16 protein-coding genes are annotated in these 16,457 nt (G+C 72.7%); 5 read left to right on the top strand and 11 right to left on the bottom strand.

Annotated features, from left to right (window positions below):
* Positions 1-9: 9 nt before the first annotated feature.
* From LNW72_RS14565 to LNW72_RS14520, 10 genes are all read right to left on the bottom strand, one after another.
* Positions 10-1,245: an MFS transporter gene (locus LNW72_RS14565; protein WP_250975809.1), complete on the bottom strand. Its 1,236-nt coding sequence runs from the start codon at positions 1,243-1,245 to the stop codon at positions 10-12.
* A complete protein-coding gene (locus tag LNW72_RS14560; protein WP_250980154.1) occupies positions 1,242-2,996 on the bottom strand; it encodes an IucA/IucC family protein in 1,755 nt (584 codons plus the stop codon). The genes LNW72_RS14565 and LNW72_RS14560 overlap by 4 nt, the downstream gene beginning before the upstream one ends.
* 74 nt (positions 2,997-3,070) lie before the next feature.
* Positions 3,071-4,264, bottom strand: coding sequence for an ATP-grasp domain-containing protein (locus LNW72_RS14555; RefSeq protein WP_250975808.1), 1,194 nt, complete (start codon positions 4,262-4,264; stop codon positions 3,071-3,073).
* Positions 4,265-4,356: 92 nt separating this feature from the next.
* Positions 4,357-5,364 (bottom strand): iron-siderophore ABC transporter substrate-binding protein, encoded by a 1,008-nt coding sequence (locus LNW72_RS14550; protein WP_250975807.1) that lies wholly within the window; start codon positions 5,362-5,364, stop codon positions 4,357-4,359.
* A gap of 91 nt (positions 5,365-5,455) precedes the next feature.
* Positions 5,456-6,295: an ABC transporter ATP-binding protein gene (locus LNW72_RS14545; RefSeq protein WP_250975806.1), complete on the bottom strand. Its 840-nt coding sequence runs from the start codon at positions 6,293-6,295 to the stop codon at positions 5,456-5,458.
* A complete protein-coding gene (locus tag LNW72_RS14540) occupies positions 6,292-7,434 on the bottom strand; it encodes an iron ABC transporter permease (RefSeq protein ID WP_250975805.1) in 1,143 nt (380 codons plus the stop codon). Before LNW72_RS14540 ends, LNW72_RS14545 begins: the two co-directional genes overlap by 4 nt.
* On the bottom strand, positions 7,431-8,399 hold the full coding sequence (locus tag LNW72_RS14535; RefSeq protein WP_250980153.1) for an iron ABC transporter permease: 969 nt from the start codon (positions 8,397-8,399) through the stop codon (positions 7,431-7,433). Before LNW72_RS14535 ends, LNW72_RS14540 begins: the two co-directional genes overlap by 4 nt.
* Positions 8,400-8,543: 144 nt before the next feature.
* Complete coding sequence (gene nirD, locus LNW72_RS14530; RefSeq protein WP_250975804.1) at positions 8,544-8,867, bottom strand: nitrite reductase small subunit NirD; 324 nt, start codon at positions 8,865-8,867, stop codon at positions 8,544-8,546.
* Positions 8,864-11,485 carry a nitrite reductase large subunit NirB gene (gene nirB, locus LNW72_RS14525; protein WP_250975803.1) on the bottom strand — a complete coding sequence of 874 codons (2,622 nt, stop codon included), beginning with the start codon at positions 11,483-11,485 and terminating at the stop codon, positions 8,864-8,866. Before nirB ends, nirD begins: the two co-directional genes overlap by 4 nt.
* Before the next feature lie 2 nt (positions 11,486-11,487).
* Positions 11,488-12,831 carry an FAD-dependent oxidoreductase gene (locus LNW72_RS14520; protein ID WP_250975802.1) on the bottom strand — a complete coding sequence of 448 codons (1,344 nt, stop codon included), beginning with the start codon at positions 12,829-12,831 and terminating at the stop codon, positions 11,488-11,490.
* 261 nt (positions 12,832-13,092) lie between these two features.
* Here LNW72_RS14520 and LNW72_RS14515 point away from each other — a divergent pair, with 261 nt between their 5' ends.
* The 5 genes from LNW72_RS14515 to LNW72_RS14495 all read left to right on the top strand — a co-directional run bounded on the left by LNW72_RS14515 (position 13,093) and on the right by LNW72_RS14495 (position 15,926).
* On the top strand, positions 13,093-13,551 hold the full coding sequence (locus LNW72_RS14515) for a MarR family transcriptional regulator (protein ID WP_250975801.1): 459 nt from the start codon (positions 13,093-13,095) through the stop codon (positions 13,549-13,551).
* Positions 13,552-13,627: 76 nt separating this feature from the next.
* Positions 13,628-14,212 (top strand): cysteine hydrolase family protein, encoded by a 585-nt coding sequence (locus LNW72_RS14510; RefSeq protein WP_250975800.1) that lies wholly within the window; start codon positions 13,628-13,630, stop codon positions 14,210-14,212.
* Entirely contained in the window at positions 14,209-15,114 is a 906-nt protein-coding gene (locus tag LNW72_RS14505) for a GlxA family transcriptional regulator (RefSeq protein ID WP_250975799.1), read from the top strand. Before LNW72_RS14510 ends, LNW72_RS14505 begins: the two co-directional genes overlap by 4 nt.
* A gap of 72 nt (positions 15,115-15,186) precedes the next feature.
* The gene (locus tag LNW72_RS14500; protein WP_250975798.1) at positions 15,187-15,561 is read left to right on the top strand and encodes a type II toxin-antitoxin system RelE/ParE family toxin; all 375 of its coding nucleotides are present in this window, start codon (positions 15,187-15,189) and stop codon (positions 15,559-15,561) included.
* Positions 15,558-15,926: a helix-turn-helix transcriptional regulator gene (locus tag LNW72_RS14495; protein ID WP_250975797.1), complete on the top strand. Its 369-nt coding sequence runs from the start codon at positions 15,558-15,560 to the stop codon at positions 15,924-15,926. Before LNW72_RS14500 ends, LNW72_RS14495 begins: the two co-directional genes overlap by 4 nt.
* A gap of 16 nt (positions 15,927-15,942) precedes the next feature.
* On the opposite strand, the gene LNW72_RS14490 is transcribed toward LNW72_RS14495, so the two are convergent.
* Entirely contained in the window at positions 15,943-16,419 is a 477-nt protein-coding gene (locus LNW72_RS14490) for an OsmC family protein (protein ID WP_250975796.1), read from the bottom strand.
* Positions 16,420-16,457: the final 38 nt, after the last annotated feature.

The raw sequence follows: 16,457 nt of genomic DNA, 5'->3' as shown, positions 1-16,457 counted from the left end.
ACGGCTCCATCAAGGGTGCGAGAAGAGAGCGTGTACGGCGGCTGCGACGGTGATCAGGGCGACGGCGGTGCCCGCGAGTACGGGTGCGGTCGGTCCGAACGCGCTGTTGCCGAGTGCGGCGACCACTCCGGCGGCGACGGCTCCGCCCTTGGAGACGAACTCCAGGGTGCCGAACATCCTTCCCGGGGAACGGCCTTGCACCGCGTCGGCGGCGAGCAGCGACAGACCGACCAGGCCGAGGGTGAGCCCGGCGCCGAGCAGCAGCCTCACGGCCGTGAACGTGATCAGCGAACCGGCCACGGCATGTCCGGCGAGACCCGCGGCCACCGCCGCGAAACCCAGGGCGATACCGAGCCGGGGGCGGTTGCGGAAGGCGGAGTGCACGGGCGCCGCGAAGAGCAGGTAACACAGGTGCGGCAGGGCGAAGAGCGACCCGGAGACGACCGGGGAGATCCCCGATATTCGGTCCCCGAGCAGGGCGATGAGGTAGGGGAACGAGATCACGGTCGAGAAGACGAACGCGAACTCGAAGACGTACAGCTCCCGCAGCAGCCTGCGCTGCGCGGTGACCGGCGGCGCCACCGCCACCGGCTCGGCCCCCCGCTGCGTCATCCGCCGCTCCGCGAGCGGCTTCTCCAGGACCACGACCGACTCGCGCGGTTCCGGCAGCGCCAGCAGCATCGCGGCGGCGCCCAGCGGGAGCAGCGCGAGCAGCGCGTACTGGCGGTGCGGGGAGAGCCAGGGGGACAGCGTGCCGACCACGATGGGCGCGGCGACCAGGGCGGCGCGGGCGCTGCCCTGCATCAGGGTCAGGGCCCAGGACAGCCGGGTGCCGTCCAGCCCCGCCGCGAGATAGCCGTTGGTGGCGGCGAAGGTCCCGCCGAGGATGCCCTGGAGTACCAGGGCGGCGGTGAAGGTGGGCAGCGAGTCGGCGGCCCCGGCCAGCAGGAACGACAGCGCCAGCCCGAGCTGGGCCCGCAGCAGCAGCCGTTTGCGCCCGTAGCGGTCGGCCAGCCGCCCCCACAGCGGGGCGGCGAGGCCGCCGAAGACCGTCGGGACGATGTAGAGCAGCCCGGCCCAGTGGGCGGTCGGGTCACCCAGTTCCGGCAGGATCGACGTCAGGTACGGGGGCAGGCCGAGCGCGGCGAACGAGGCGACGAAGTAGCAGGCCGCGACCGCGTGCACCTGGCGGCGCCCCAGGGTGGGAGCCGGAGCGGCGGAGATCGTCGCCGCTTCGGCGCTCACCGCGAACCAGTCCCGACCAGCAGGTAGTTGGGTCCTGTCGTGTAGTGCTTGTTGATGTCGGCCGCGCCGGAGCGCTCCTTGCTGAGCAGTGTCCCGGCGCTGACCATCGCCTTGACGGGGAGCCGCTCGGCGTTCAGCACGCGGTCGCGCAGCAGCTCGGCCGGCTCGCCGCCCAGGCGGTCGAACGCCTCGGAGAGCCGGTCGCGGACCAGCCGCAGCAGGTCGTCCAGCGGCGCCCGCCCGTGGCCGGCGAGCCCGAAGGCGTACGAGCCCGCGCACAGGTGGACGGTGATGGTGGTGAACAGGTCGACGAGCGGGTCGTCGGAGGCGCAGAAGATCCGCTCGTCGTCGAACTCGTCTATACGGGACGGAAGTTCACCCAGCGCCCGGCTCAGCCGCGCGGTGTTGATACGCGGCCCGTCGTTGTCCTTCAGGACCAGCCGCAGCCGGGTGGTGCCCGTCGAGCGGTCCTGGTCCAGGGCGAGGGAGATGTTCTGCTGGTGCGACTCCAGGGCGATCCCGTAGCCGAAGAGCGTGGTCTGCCAGTCGAACAGCAGCGTCAGACAGGCGTCCAGGAGAGCGATGGGGTCGCCGTCGTAGAAGCGGTCGGCGAGCTGGTCGATCACCAGCCGGCCGTCCGGGGCGCCGGCGAGCAGCGCGGCCATCGGGACCAGGACGGAGTTCTGCAGGTGCTCCGGATAGGAGCGCAGCAGGACGGCGAGGAGTTCGTGCCCGGCGTGCGCGTAGCGGCGCTCGTCGGCGAGCAGCACGGTGTCCTGGAACCGGGGTTCGCGGGCGATCACCTGGCTCAGCAGCAGCTGGCAGGCGGCCCCGTCGGCGAGCGTGCCCGGCTTGATGGTCCGCCGGTTGCGCAGCCCCAGGGTCGCGGTGGCCAGCGGCAGCTTGAGGTGCAGCAGCGGGTACGTACGGTCCGCGAGCGTGCGCATGGACAGGGTGGGGACGAGGGCGAGGGGTGCCTGTTCGGCGAGGAACGCGGTCCCTTCCAGGCCGGTGGCGCGCAGCGCCTCGTCCAGCGGCGTCCCGACGGTCAGCGGGTGCACCGGGAGCACGGTGTGGGTGTCGCGCAGCTCCGGCATGCCGAGGGAGGCGGGCGTCGGCCACAGATAGGCGTACGCCTCGGCGGGGCCGCCGCCGGACTCCGTCACGGCCGCGCGGGGCAGGACGAGCCAGCGCGGTGCCACGTCCTCGTGGAACTCCGGTGCGTAGGCGCGCAGTTCGGACTCGTCGAGCCCGCTGCGGCCGCGCGACGTCGGATACACCGGGTGGTCGTGGAAGGCGGCCAGCGCGTCGAAGCCCGGACTGCGGGCGTACGTCCAGTACGCGGTGTCGGCGCCGTACCGCTCCGCGAGCCGGCCGGTCACCTCCGCGCGCACCCGGTCGTGCAGCCGCAGGGTCGCGGCGGTCTGCCGGCACTCCTCGGCGAACGCGTCGAAACCGTCCCGGTCGGCGGGGTCCGCCAGGGCGCGCAGCGCCCGCAGTACGGCGTCGGTGCCGGTGAGTTCGCGGCCGTCCGAGGCGCGCCGCAGGAGCGGCAGCCGGGCGGCGTACTCGCTCTGGAAGCCGTCCTCGGTCACCGGGAGCAGCAGCGCGTTCTCGTAGCCGCCGTCCCCGTCACCACCGTAGGAGTAGGGCAGCCGCAGCCAGCTGCCGTCGGATTCCTCGACGAGGGTGGAGCGGGTGCGCAGCCCGACGACGTCCTCGCGCAGCAGCGCGCTGAGCACGCGCAGCATCAGCTCCGCATCGGTGTCCGCACCGGCTTCCCCGGCCGCGCTCGTTCCGGCGCCGGTACCGGTCCCGGTGGCCGTCACGGGGTGATCTCCCAGCGCTGCGCCCCGAGGAAGTCCGTCACGACGCGGTCGATCGTCTCCTGGTCGGTTCCGGTGGCCCGCAGAATGCCGAAGTAGTCCCGGTTGGTGTGGTGCAGTTCGTACCGTTCGCCGGTCGCGCGCAGCGGCCGGTAGACCAGCCGGACGCCGTCCACCGTGCGCTCGGTGGCCTCGGGCGCGGCGGTCAGGGTGCCCGCCCGCTCCGCGTACGGGTACTCCAGCCGGGCGCGGCCGTCGTCGCGGGCGCCGAGGTCGGCGGGGAGCGGCTCACCGAGGTGGACGCGGAGGATGTGCTCGAAGAGCGGGATGTCGAGCAGCCCGGCGAGCAGCAGGTCGCACTGGTCGCCGATGGCCCGGTAGTTGACCTCGATGATGCGCGCCCGGCCGTCCTGGACCACGAACTCGGTGTGGCAGGCGCCGAACCCGACGCCGAGGGCGTCCAGTTGCGCGAGGATCTGCGCGACGACCGGTTCGGGGTGCGCGGGGACGAAGGTGAGGCGTTCCTCGATGAAGTAGGGCGGCGGCGAGATCTCGGTGTGGAACCCGCCCAGCACGTGCCGGGTGCGGCCGTCGCCGAGCGTCTCCAGCGTGTACAGCTCGCCGGCGAGGTACTCCTCCGCCACGAGCGCCGCCCGCGGGCGGCGGGCCTGGATCTCCTTGCAGCGCAGCACCAGCTCCTCGGGGCCGCCGACGAGGACCACGTCCTCGCTGGCCACGCCCTCGCGCGGTTTCACCACGCACGGGTAGGGCACCGGCAGTTCGAGCAGCGAGACGGGGTCCGCGCCGGCCGCGAGCTCGGCGGACCACACGGTGTCGGCGCCGGTGGCGGCCAGGTGGCGGCGCATCTGCGCCTTGTCCTTGGCGCGCAGGGCCACCTGCCAGGGCTTGGCGGGCAGCCCGAAGTACTCGGCGGCGAGGGCGGCCTGGGTCTGCAGGTGGTCGCTGTTGGTGAAGACCGCGTGGGGGGTGTGGCCGGTGGCGATCCGGGTGATGACGCCGCGGAAGTCGCGTACGTCGCACTCCTCGACGTCCACCTGGGTGCCGTACAGCTCCTGGTGGGCGGCGGGGGAGTCGGTGAGCACGGTGACGTCCAGACCGAGCCGGGAGGCGGCCGGCAGGAAGCCCTCGGTGACGGAGTCCGTGGGGTTGAGCGCGAGCAGATACAGCCGCATGGCTGAGAGTCCTGTTCTGGGAACGTGTGGAGGGGAGGGGGCGGGCCGGCGGGTGGCGGCCCGCCCCTCTCACACGGGAAGCGTTACAAGCGTCACTTCGGCAGGTCGACGCCGGCGGCCTTGGCCACGTCGCCGAGCATGCTGATCGCGGCCTGGACGCCGATGCCGGACATCCACGTCTCGTCGGTCACGTTGACGACCTTGTGGTTCTTGACCGCGCCCAGGTCCTTCCAGACCGGGTTGGACTCGACGACGCTCTGCTGCGTCTTGGCCGGGTCGTCGGAGACGGTGACGAAGACCAGGTCCGCGTCGGCCTTGTCGATCTGCTCGGGGCCGACCTCCAGCATCGCGCTGTGGACGTTCTGCGAGGCCGGGCGGCCCAGGCCGATGTCGTTCAGCACGACGCCGCTGAACGAGTCCAGCTGGTAGAGCCGGGTCGGGCCGGCGACGAAGCGGACGACCGAGGCGGTCGGCTCCTTGCCACCGTTCTTGGCCTTGATGGCCGCACCGAGCTTCTTGGCGCGGTCCTCGTAGGACTTCAGCGACGCTGCCGCTTCCTTCTCCAGGCCGAGTGCCTTGGCGTGGACCGCCAGGTTCTCCTTCCAGGGGAAGCCGGTGGTCGCGGTGAAGACGGTCGGCGCGATGGCCTTGAGCTTGTCGTAGACCTTCTCGTGGCGGACCTTCGAGGAGAGGATCAGGTCCGGCTTGAGGGACGCGATCAGCTCCAGGTTGGGCTCGGCGGACGGGCCGACGTCCTTGGTGCCATCCGTCTTGCCCTTCAGGTACGCGGGGAAGCCGCCCTCGGACTTGAGGTGCGGTGCGACCGCGCCGACCGGGGTGATGCCGAGCATCGTCACGTCGTCCAGCTCGCCGGTGTCGAGCACGACCACGCGCTTCGGCTTCGCGGGGATCGTGGTGCTGCCCATGGCGTGCGTGATGGTGCGCGGGAAACCGTCGGCGGTGGCCGCGGCGTTCGCCTTGTCGTCCTTGGCCGGGGTCTCACTGCCGCAGGCGGCGAGCGCGCCCACGCCGATGACGAGGGCGACGGGCGCGGCGATCAGCCGGACGAGACGGCGGCGGAGCGGGGCTCTGGTGTTCATGAGGGTGGGGATTCCTAGCGGCTAGACAGGAGATGGGGACGGGGGAAAGAGAAAGGTCAGGGCGTCAGCTCAGCCGGAGCTCAGCCAGGGCTCAGCCGGCGACGGCGGTGGCGTGCCGTCTGGCGCGTCCGCGGGGGACGACGAGCGGGGTGCCGGTCTCCGGGTCGGGGATGACCTGGCAGTCCACGTCGAACACGGACTTCACCAGCGCCGCGTCGAGCACTTCGGAGGGCGGCCCGGCCGCGGCCAGCCGGCCCTCCTGGAGGACGACGAGATGGTCGGCGTACCGGGCGGCCTGGCCGAGGTCGTGCAGCACCATGACGACGGTGCGGCCGGACTCGGTGTGCAGGTCCGACACCAGGTCGAGGACGTCGAGTTGGTGCCGCAGGTCGAGGAAGGTGGTGGGCTCGTCGAGGAGCAGCAGCTCGGTGTCCTGGGCGAGCGCCAGCGCGATCCAGGCGCGCTGCCGCTGACCGCCGGAGAGCTGGTCCACGTGCTGGTCGCGCAGTTCCGTGGTGCCGGTGCGCTCCAGGGCCTCGTCGACGGCGGCCTGGTCGGTGGCCGACCAGGGGCTGAGCAGCCGCTGGTGCGGGTAGCGGCCGAGCCGGACCAGTGCCTCGACGGTGATCGCGTCGGGGGTGACCGGCTGCTGCGGCAGCAGCCCCATCCGGCGGGCCAGCGAGCGGGCGGGCATCCGGTGGATGTCCGCGCCGTCCAGGGCCACGGTGCCGGCGGCGGGGGAGAGCAGCCGGGTCAGCCCGCGCAGCAGCGTCGACTTCCCGCAGGCGTTGGGGCCGACTATGGCGGTGACGGCGCCGCCGGGCAGGACGAGGTCCAGGCCGCCGATCACCAGCCGGTCGCCGTAGCGCAGGTCCAGGCCGTGGGTGGAGAGCTGGTTGGTGCGGTTCGGCCGGTCGGCGCGGGCGGTCATCCGAAACTCCTGTGCGTGGGCCTGCTCTGACGGATCATCAGGACGAGTAGCCAGGGGGCGCCGAGGGTCGCGGTGACCACACCGACGGGCAGTCCGTGCACCGGCAGAAGATGCTGGACGACCAGGTCGGAGCCGAGCAGCAGGACGGCGCCGGTCAGCGCCGACAGCGCGAGCGTTCCGGCGGTCGGCGGTCCGGCGAGGAAGCGGACCACGTGCGGTACGGCGAGCGCGACGAACGCGACCGGGCCGGTGAGCGCGGCGGCCAGCGAGGCCAGCACGATGGCGGTGAGCAGCAGTTGGAGGCGCGCGGCGGACGGCGCCAGGCCGAGCCCGCCCGCCGAGTCGTCGCCCAGGTCGAGGACGGCGAGGCGCCGGTGCAGGACGAACGCGACGGCCATCGCGGCGGCCACGGCGCCGCCCGCGGCGGACACCTCGGTCCAGGTCCGCCCGTAGAGCGACCCCGTCGTCCACTGCAGCGCGGAGTTGGCGAGTTCGGCGGGGAAGCGCACCACCATCAGGTTGACGGCGGCGGCCAGACCGGCCTGAACGGCCAGCCCCACCAGGACGAGACGGGTGACGCCGAGTCCGGAGCGCCAGGCGAACGCGCCGAGCAGGACGGCGGCGAGCAGCCCGCCGCCGAGGGCGGCCAGCGGGATGAGGGTCTGCGAGGCGCCGGTGGCGAGCAGCGAGACGGCGCCGAGGGAGGCGCCGCCGGTCACGCCCATGACGTCGGGGGAGGCGAGCGGGTTGCGGAACAGCCGCTGCAGCAGCCCGCCGGCGACGGCGAGGCCCGCTCCGGCGACGATCGCCGCCGCCATTCTGGGCGCCCGGAACTCCTGGACCACCAGCACGTCGCCGGAGTCGCCGAGGCCGATCAGGGCGCGCAGCGCGGTGAGCGGGGGCATCGGGATCTGCCCGGTGGTGAGCGCGGTGGTGGCCAGTACGAGGATCGCCGCCACGGCGCAGACGCTCAGCAGCGCGGTCCGGCGCCCGGGGGAGGGCCGCCGTTTCGGGGCGGCGGAGGCAGCCTCGGCATCCTTGCGGAGCGTGGGGACGAGGGACTTCGTCGTCGTGGGAGCGGGCGTCGTGGTGGGAGCGGGCGGGGTCAGGGGGGCGGGCGGGGTCGTGGGCGGGGTCATCGGGCCACCTTCCGGGCCAGCACCGCGAGCAGCGGCGCGCCGAGGAAGGCGGTGACGATGCCGACCTCCAGTTCGGAGGGCGCGATCACGACGCGGCCCAGGACGTCGGCGCCGAGCAGCAGCAGCGGGCCGGCGATCAGACAGCCGGGGACCAGCAGCCGGTGGTCGTTGCCGAACACCAGCCGCACCAGGTGCGGGGCGGCCAGCCCGATGAAGGCGACCGGTCCCGCCACCGCGACGGCGGAGCCGGCGAGCAGCACCACGGAGAGGCCGCCGGCGACCCGGATCCTGGCCACCGGCACGCCCAGGGCCTGCGCGGTCTCGTCGCCGAGGGCCAGGGCGTTGAGCGCCGGGGTGATGGCCAGCGCGATGACCAGCCCGACGGCGATCAGCGGGAGTACGGGGTAGAGGACGTCGAGCGTCCGCCCGGACAGCGAGCCCGCGAGCCAGAACCGGGCTTCGTCCAGGGTGCGGTTGCTCGCCAGCATCACGGCGGAGGTCCAGGACACCAGGACGGCCGTCAGCACCGTGCCGCCCAGCGCGAGGCGCACCGGGTCCAGGTCGCCCGCCCGCCGGGCGAGCGTCTGGGCGAAGAGCGCGGCGGCCGCCGCTCCGGCGAACGCGAACCACAGGTACTGCGAAGGGTGCGTCAGATGCAGTGCGTAGATGGCCGTGACGACGGCGAAGCCGGCGCCCGCGTTGATCCCCAACGTGGTCGGTGAGGCCAGTGGGTTGCGCGTGACGCCCTGGGCGACCGCCCCCGCCACCCCGAGCGCCGCGCCGACCGCGAGCCCGATGAGGGTGCGCGGTACGCGGAGCCCGGTGACCACCACGGCGTCACGGCTGTGGGCGTGGTGGAACAGGGCGTCGAGGACGGTGCCGAGGGGGACCGGCCGCGAGCCGAACGCGAGGCTCGCGGCGGCGCACGCCGTCAATGCGACGGCGCCGAGCAGGAACAGCGGTATCCGCCGGACCGGGGAGGGGAGCTGGCCGGCGACGGCCGTCCGCTGGTTCTTGAGCACGCTTCGATCTTAGGTTAGGTAAACCTAACCTTGTCAATTCGCTGTGCCTCGGCCACATTACGTGACGTGGTCGGGTCGTATGGAGGATTACAGGGATCTGACGGCATACGAGTCGGTACTGACCGATTCGTCGTCCAGGCAGGTCCCGGTCGCCAGATCGAAGCGCTGCTTGAGCAGCGGCGAGGCGACGTACGTCCGGCCCGCCGCCGAGCCGAGCAGACCGCGGGACAGGACGTAGGCGCCGGTGAACGGGTCCCGGTTGCCGATCGCGTACAGGGCGCCGTGCCGGTCCTGGAAGAGCGCGGCCTGCGAGCCGTCGGGCAGCAGGGCGGCGACGCCCCGGCCCGGGGTCAGCAGCGCGTCGTCGCAGACCGGGAACCAGGCGTCGTCGAGGAGGAGTTCGATGGTCATGCGGTGACCGTCCCTTCGAGGGTGCGGATGGCGAGGGTGGGGCCGGCGAGCAGCACCGGGCCGGCCAGCAGATCCAGATCGGGCTTGACCTGGTCGCGCTCCTCGACGAACCGGACGCTGGGGTCGGGCACGTCCGGCGCGTTGACGAAGGAGACGAAGCGGCTCAGCCGCTCGGGGTCGTTGATGGTGTCCGCCCACTCGTCGCGGTACCCCGCGACATGCGCGGACATCAGGGACTCCAGCTCGTCGCAGATGCCCAGCGAGTCGTGCACGACGACGTCGCGGACGTGCTCCAGGCCGCCCTCGATCCGCTCCAGCCACGCGGAGGTGCGCTCCAGCCGGTCCGCGGTGCGGATGTAGAACATCAGGAACCGGTCGATGAGCCGGACCAGTTCCGCGTCGCTGAGGTCCTGCGCCAGCAGGTCCGCGTGGCGCGGGTCGGCACCGCCGTTGCCGCCGACGTACAGGTTCCAGCCCGACGCGGTGGCGATGATCCCGAAGTCCTTGCCGCGGGCCTCCGCGCACTCGCGGGCGCACCCCGAGACGGCGGACTTGAGCTTGTGCGGCGAGCGCAGCCCCCGGTAGCGCAGCTCCAGGCCGATGGCCATCTTCACGCTGTCCTGGACGCCGTACCGGCACCAGGTGCTGCCCACGCACGACTTCACGGTGCGCAGCGCCTTGCCGTACGCGTGCCCCGACTCGAACCCGGCGTCCACCAGCCGTGTCCAGATCAGCGGCAGCTGGTCGACGCGGGCGCCGAAGAGGTCGATCCGCTGACCGCCGGTGATCTTCGTGTAGAGGCCGAAGTCCCGGGCCACCTCGCCGATCACGATGAGCTTCTCCGGAGTGATCTCACCGCCGGGGATGCGCGGCACGATCGAGTACGAGCCGTTGCGCTGCAGGTTCGCCAGGAAGTGGTCGTTGGTGTCCTGGAGCGCGGCCTGCCCGCCGTCCAGCACATGCACCGGAGCGCCGATCGACGGCGCCAGCGAGGCGATGACGGAGGCCACCGCCGGCTTGCAGACCTCGCAGCCCTCGCCGCCCCTGGCCGCCTCGCGCCCGTGGCTGTCGAGCAGCGCCGCGAACGAGGTGACCCGCAGCGCGCGCACGATCTCGTACAGCTCCTGGCGGGTGTGCGCGAAGCAGCCGCACAGCCCCTGGTCCTCGGCGGCCGGCAGCAGCTGCCCCAGCACCTTGAGGCAACTCCCGCACCCCGTACCGGCTTTGGTGCACTTCTTGATCTGCGGCACGGTGGTGCAGGAGTGCTCGGCGACGGCGCCGAGGATCGCGCCCTTGGTGACGTTGTGGCAGCTGCAGATCACCGCCGTGTCGGGCAGCGAGGACGGCCCGAGCTCGACCGGACCGCCGGCGCCCGCCGGCAGCACCAGCCGCTCGGGCGGCACCGGCGGCACCGAGCCGGTCATCGGGCGCAGCATTCCGTACGAGTCGGCGTCGCCGACCAGGATGCCGCCCAGCAGCACACCCTCGCGCGAGACCACCAGCTTCTTGTACACACCGGAACGGGAGTCGGAGTACAGCACGTCCAGGCACCCGGGCGTCGCGCCGTGCGCGTCGCCGAAGCTCGCCACGTCCACCCCGAGCAGCTTGAGCTTCGTCGACAGGTCCGCGCCCCGGAAGGAGCCGGCGTCGCCCGCGATCGCCTTCGCCGCCGTCTCCGCCATCTCGTAGCCGGGCGCGACCAGCCCGTACACCCGGCCGTCGGCGGCCAGCGCGCACTCGCCGATCGCGTACACCGCCTCGTCCCCGGTGCGGCACTGCTCGTCCACGACGATCCCGCCGCGCTCGCCGACCGGCAGTCCGCACTCCCGGGCCAGCTGGTCGCGGGGGCGGACGCCGGCCGAGAAGACCACCAGGCCGGTCGTGAGCGTCGAACCGTCCGACAGCGACATCGCGGCGACCCTGCCGTCCTCGCCCGCGACGATCGCCTGGGTGCCGACGCCCGTGTGGACGGTGACACCCATCTCCTCGATGGTGCGCCGCAGCGCCTCACCGCCGCCCTCGTCGATCTGCACCGGCATCAGGCGCGGCGCGAACTCCACGACGTGCGTGTCCAGTCCGAGCCCCTTCAGGGCGCCCGCCGCCTCCAGGCCCAGCAGCCCGCCGCCGACGACCGTGCCGGTTCCGCCGGTCGCGGCGTACTCCTCGATCTTCAGCAGGTCCTCGATGGTGCGGTACACGAAGCAGCCCTCGGCGTCCTTGCCGGGGACCGGCGGTACGAACGGGAAGGAGCCGGTGGCCAGCACCAGCGTGTCGTACCCGAAGGTCAGCCCGGAGCGGGCGGTCACGGTGCGGGCCGCCCGGTCGACGGTGAGCGCGGGATCCCCCAGCCGCAGCTCGATGCCGTGCTTCTCCAGGAAACCGTCCTCGGCGAGGGCGAGTTCGTCCGGCGTCGTCCCGGAGAAGTACGAGGTCAGATGGACCCGGTCGTACGCCGCGCGGGGCTCCTCGCACAGCACGACCACCCGCGCCCGCCCGGTGACGCCCCGGTCGGCGAGCGCCTCCAGGAACCGCTGCCCGACCATGCCGTGGCCGACCAGCACGATCGTCGGAACCGTGGGAACGTCCGTCGTGCCGCCAGCCATCGTGTCAACAGCCATGGTCAGGAACCTCCGTCGTTGGTGAGCAGGTGGAGCAGCGGAGCGGATGTGGCCGGGAGCGGTTCGTCGGCCTCCCAGGTGCGGGCGAGCGTGCCCACCGCGGCGAGATCGCCGAGCAGGATCCCGCCGACCAGCCGGTCGTCACGGATGACGACCTTCCGGTAGGCGCCGCGGGTCGCGTCGGTGAGGCGCAGGACGTCATCGCCGGGGACCGGCAGCGGGTCGCCGAACGCGGCGAGGTCGAAGGGGGCGATCCCGGTGGCGCCGAGGCGGGCTTCGGTGCGGGGGGCGGCTGCGGGGGCGGGCCCGGGCCCGGGGGAGCCGTTGAGGGTCAGCCGGGTCAGGGCGCGGGTGCCGGTGTAGCGCGGTGGGTCGGCCGGGCGGCCGGGTACGGGCCCCCGCGCCGCCTCGGTGAGCAGCAGCGCCAGCGCGTCCGCCTGTTCACGGGCCGCGTTGGCCAGGCCGTACACGACACCGCCGTGCTGCGAGCAGTCGCCGATCGCGTGGATGAACGGGTCGGACGTCCGCAGCTCGTCGTCCACGACGATGCCTCGGTCGACCTCGAGACCCGCCGCCTGCGCCAGCCCGGTGCGGGGCCGCACGCCGCAGGCGAGCACGACGAGGTCGGTGCCGAGGCAGTAGCCGTCGGCGAGTTCGACGGACCGGACGGACCGGACGGCCTGCGGCGTCCCGTCGGGTGCGGTCCGCAGCCCCCGCACCCGGCACTCCGTGTGGACCTCGATGCCCAGCGACTCCAGATGCGCGCGCAGCAGCGTGCCGGACTGCGCGTCCAGCTGCCGCTCCATCAGGTACTCGCCCTGCTGGAGCAGGACGACATGGGCGCCGCGCGCCGCCAGCGCCCGCGCCGCGGACACCCCGAGCAGCCCGCCCCCGACGACGACGGCCCGTACGCCGGGGCGCAGCGCCCCGGACAGCGCCAGGCAGTCGTCCATGGTGCGGAAGGCGTGCACGCCCAGCGGCAGTTCACCCCGCCCGGCCTCGAACAGGCCGCGCAGCGGCGGGAGCACCGGGTTGGAGCCGGTGGCCAGCACCAGCCGGTCGTAGCGGGTGGCGGAACCGTCGTCGCAGATCACGAGGCGCTCCGCCCGGTCCACCCGCACCACGCGCCGTACGGCGCAGGCGGCGTCCGGCAGCGTGATGACGTCCGGCTCGTACCGTCCGGCGAGGACCTCGGCGAGCAGCACCCGGTTGTACGGCGCGTGCCGCTCCTCCCCGAACAGCGTCACGCGGACGCCGGGGGCGGCGGGCGCGAGCTGCTGCGCCAGGCGCGCGCCCGCCATCCCACCGCCCACCACCACGATCTCCATGCCCGCGTCGATGTCCATGCCCGTCAGCCTGCGGCGCGGCTGTTACCCGGCCGCATCGCGTCCGTTTCCCTGAGGGAACGGTGCCCTCAGCGCGGGACGTCGGCGGATGTGAGACGGGCGGTCGGGGGACGGGACGACGGCCGGCACGGGGCCGGGCCGGGCGGTCGCGCGGCCCGGAGCCGTAGCCGACCGGGAATAAAGACTGCGCGTAGATGATCGATGCGCAGATTGAGGGCCCCGAATCCGCTTACGGCCGGTGGGGGCGGGTACGGTCTGATGATGGCCGCACCCGACGACAGCCCCGGTTTCCTGTTCTGGCGCACCTCCCTCCACTGGCAGCGCGCCATCGCGGCGGCCCTGGCCCCGCTCGATCTCACCCACGCCCAGTTCGTCCTGCTGGCCGGGCTGTGGTGGCTCGACGGCCAGGGCGAGCAGCCCAACCAGCTCCAACTGGCCCGGCACAGCGGCACGGACGTGAAGATGACGTCGCAGGTGCTGCGCCGGCTGGAGGACAAGGGCCTGCTCACGCGCGTGACCGATCCGAGCGACACCCGGGCCAAGCGGCTCGGGATCACGCCCGCGGGCGCCAGGCTGGCGACCGAGGCGGTCGCCAAGGTCGAGGCGACCGACGCGGCGTTCTTCGGTGCGGCGCCCGACCAGGAGGCGCTGCTCGTCGCGCTGCGCACCCTCGCCGTGCCGCCCGCCGTGCAGCCCGCCGGAGCCCCCGCCGACGCGTGATCGGTGACCGGATCGTTCCGCATCGAGGCACAATGGTGTCTGTACCGCGGACTCCGCCGAGGGCCAGGATCGAGGCATGAACCGAGCACTGATCGTCATCGACGTCCAGCAGTCCTTTCTCCAGCGCCCGCTGTGGCAGGCCTCGTCCAACCCCGGCATCGTCGGCCAGGTGAACCGCCTGGTGGCGCACGCCCGCGACGAGGGCGACCTCGTCGTCTGGGTGCTGCACAGCGAGCCCGGCACCGGCGGGGACTTCGACCCGGCAAGCGGTCATGTGCGGCTGATGGAGGGGCTGGCGCCGCTCGACGGCGAGCCGGTGCTCACCAAGACCGCGCACAACGCCTTCACCACCACCAACCTCCAGCAGCTCCTCACCTCGCGCGGTGTCACCGAGGTCATCACCAGCGGCATCCGCACCGAGCAGTGCGTCGAGACGACGACCCGGCTCGCGTCCGACCTCGGCTACGAGGTCACCTTCGTCACCGACGCGACCGCCACCACCCCCTGCGAGCACTGGGACGCGCCGGCCGGCCGCTCGGTCGAGGAGATCCTCGCCGACCCCCGCACCCTGCAGACCGACGACATCATCGCCCGCACCGAGTACGCGCTCGCCGGCCGGTTCGCCCGGGTGACCACCGTCAAGGAGCTGACCGGATCGTGACCCGGGTCGTCTTCCTGCTCGTCCCGCAGCTGCATCTGCTGGATCTCGCGGGCCCGGCGCAGGTGTTCTCGACCGCGGCCGACTTCGGCTACGGCTACGAGACCGCCTATGTCGCCGAGCAGGAAGACATCCCGACCGCCCAGGGCCTACCGCTCCGGGCGGCCACCAGCTGGCCCGATCTCACCCCCGACGACCTGGTGATCGTCCCGGGCTGGCGGTCCCGGACGCTGACCCAGAACGGGCACGTGGCGGAGTCCACGCTCCAGCGGCTGCGCGACCACCACGCCGCGGGCGGCGTCGTCGCCAGCATCTGCGCGGGCGCCGAAGCCCTCGGCCGGGCCGGCCTCCTCGACGGCCGCCGCTGCACCACCCACCACGACGTGCAGGACGAACTCGCCGTCCGCCACCCGCGGGCCACCGTCGTGCGCGATGTGCTCTACGTGGTCGACGACCGCGTCGTGACCTCCGCCGGCATCGCCAGCGGCATCGACCTCGCGCTGCACCTCGTCGCCGGCCGGCACGGGCCCGGCGCCGCCGCCCGCATCGCCCGCAACATGGTCGTCTACGCCCGCCGCAACGGCGACGAACAGCAGACCAGCGCGATGCTCCGGCACCGCGCCCACCTCAGCGACGCCGTCCACCGCGTCCAGGACCTCATCGACACCCGCTTCACCGAACACCTCGGCCTCGCCGCCCTCGCCGCCACCTCCGGCATCAGCGAACGCACCCTCACCCGCCGCTTCGGCGAAGCCACCGGCCTCACCCCGCTCCGCTACCAACAGGTCCTCCGCGTCGAGCGCGCCGAACACCTCATCTCCCACGGCTCCACCATCGAATCCGCCGCCCGGGCCGTCGGCTTCGAAGACGCCCGCATGCTCCGCAGACTCCGCGCGCGGGCCTGACCGGGTCGCCGACGGAGCGCGCGTTGCGAGCGCGAGCTGCGGCCATATATTGATTTCTGTATAATCGCGTCCGTGCGCGAACCCTGGCAGATTGAGATCGAGCCGGAGGTCAGGCAGTGGCTGGAGCTGTTGTCGGACGCCCAGCACGACAAGGCCGAACGGGCGGCGGACATGCTTGCTGCGGAGCCGACCACTCTGGGTGAGCCGTACTCCCGGCACCTCGGCGGTAAGGTGCGCGAGCTGCGCTTCACCATGGATGGCAACGCGGTACGCGTCACGTACTGGCTGGCCCCCAACCGGCGCATCGTGCTGCTGACGGTGTTCCGCAAGACCAGACAACGCGAGGTGGCCGAGGTCGACCGCGCCGACCAGGCCCAGAAAGTGTGCGAGGCGGACCATGGTTCCGCCGAGCACATCTACGACCGGAGCAAGGAGGAGAGGTCGTGAATCACTCCCAGTGGAAAACGACCCGGACCAGAAGGCTGCTGGGTGAGAAGGTCGAGGAGTCCACGGCCTACCTCCAGGCCGGGTACGCCTTCGCGCTCGGCCAGGCGGTCTACGACCGGCGAGCGGAGCTCGGTCTCTCACAGACCGAGTTGGCCCGGCGCGCCGACATGACCCAGCCCCAGATCTCCAACATCGAGGGCGGTGACTCCGTACCGACCCTGCCCCTGCTGACGCGTCTGGCCAAGGCCTTGGACGCGTCGCTGACCATCGACCTGGACGGCGACACCTCGGCCTTCGTGTTCACCGCCCACGACAGGCGCCCGCCGCATGAGACATCGCCGGGCGGACGTTCCTCGGCGGCTTGACCGCCGCGTCGCCGCGTCAGTCAGTGGGGCGGACCGTGATCACCGGGTCGTGGCGGACCGGGAAGTTCACCGAGCCCGCGATGAAGCAGGTGCGGTGGGCGTCGGTGTGGAGGGTGGCGGCCTTGGCGGCCATCTCCTGGGAGGCGACCTCGACCTGCGGGCGCAGGACCGCCTCGGTGAAGTGGCCGCCCTCGGGGGTGGTTTCCATCGTGCCGTGCGCGTGGTCCGTGTAGGCGGTGACCGTGACGCCGCCGACGGCGCAGACGTGCAGGTAGGCGAGCATGTGGCACTGCGACAGCGCGGCGAGGAGCAGCTGCTCGGGGTTCCAGCGGGTGGCGTCGCCGCGGAAGGTCGGGTCGGAGCTGCCGAGGATGGTGGGAAGGCCGGCGGCGGAGACCTCGTGGGAGCGGTCGTAGGAGCGGTAAGTGCTCGTGCCGGTGCCCAGGTTGCCGGTCCAGGTGACCTGTGTGTCATAGGTGTGGGGCGTGGGCACGGCGGCTCCTTCTGTTGATCTGCCGGACAGTGCCCAGC

This window comes from Streptomyces sp. RKAG293 (assembly GCF_023701745.1).
Lineage (GTDB): Bacteria > Actinomycetota > Actinomycetes > Streptomycetales > Streptomycetaceae > Actinacidiphila.
Note: the sequence above shows the minus strand (reverse complement) of the source record. Positions and strands in the feature narration are given on the sequence as shown.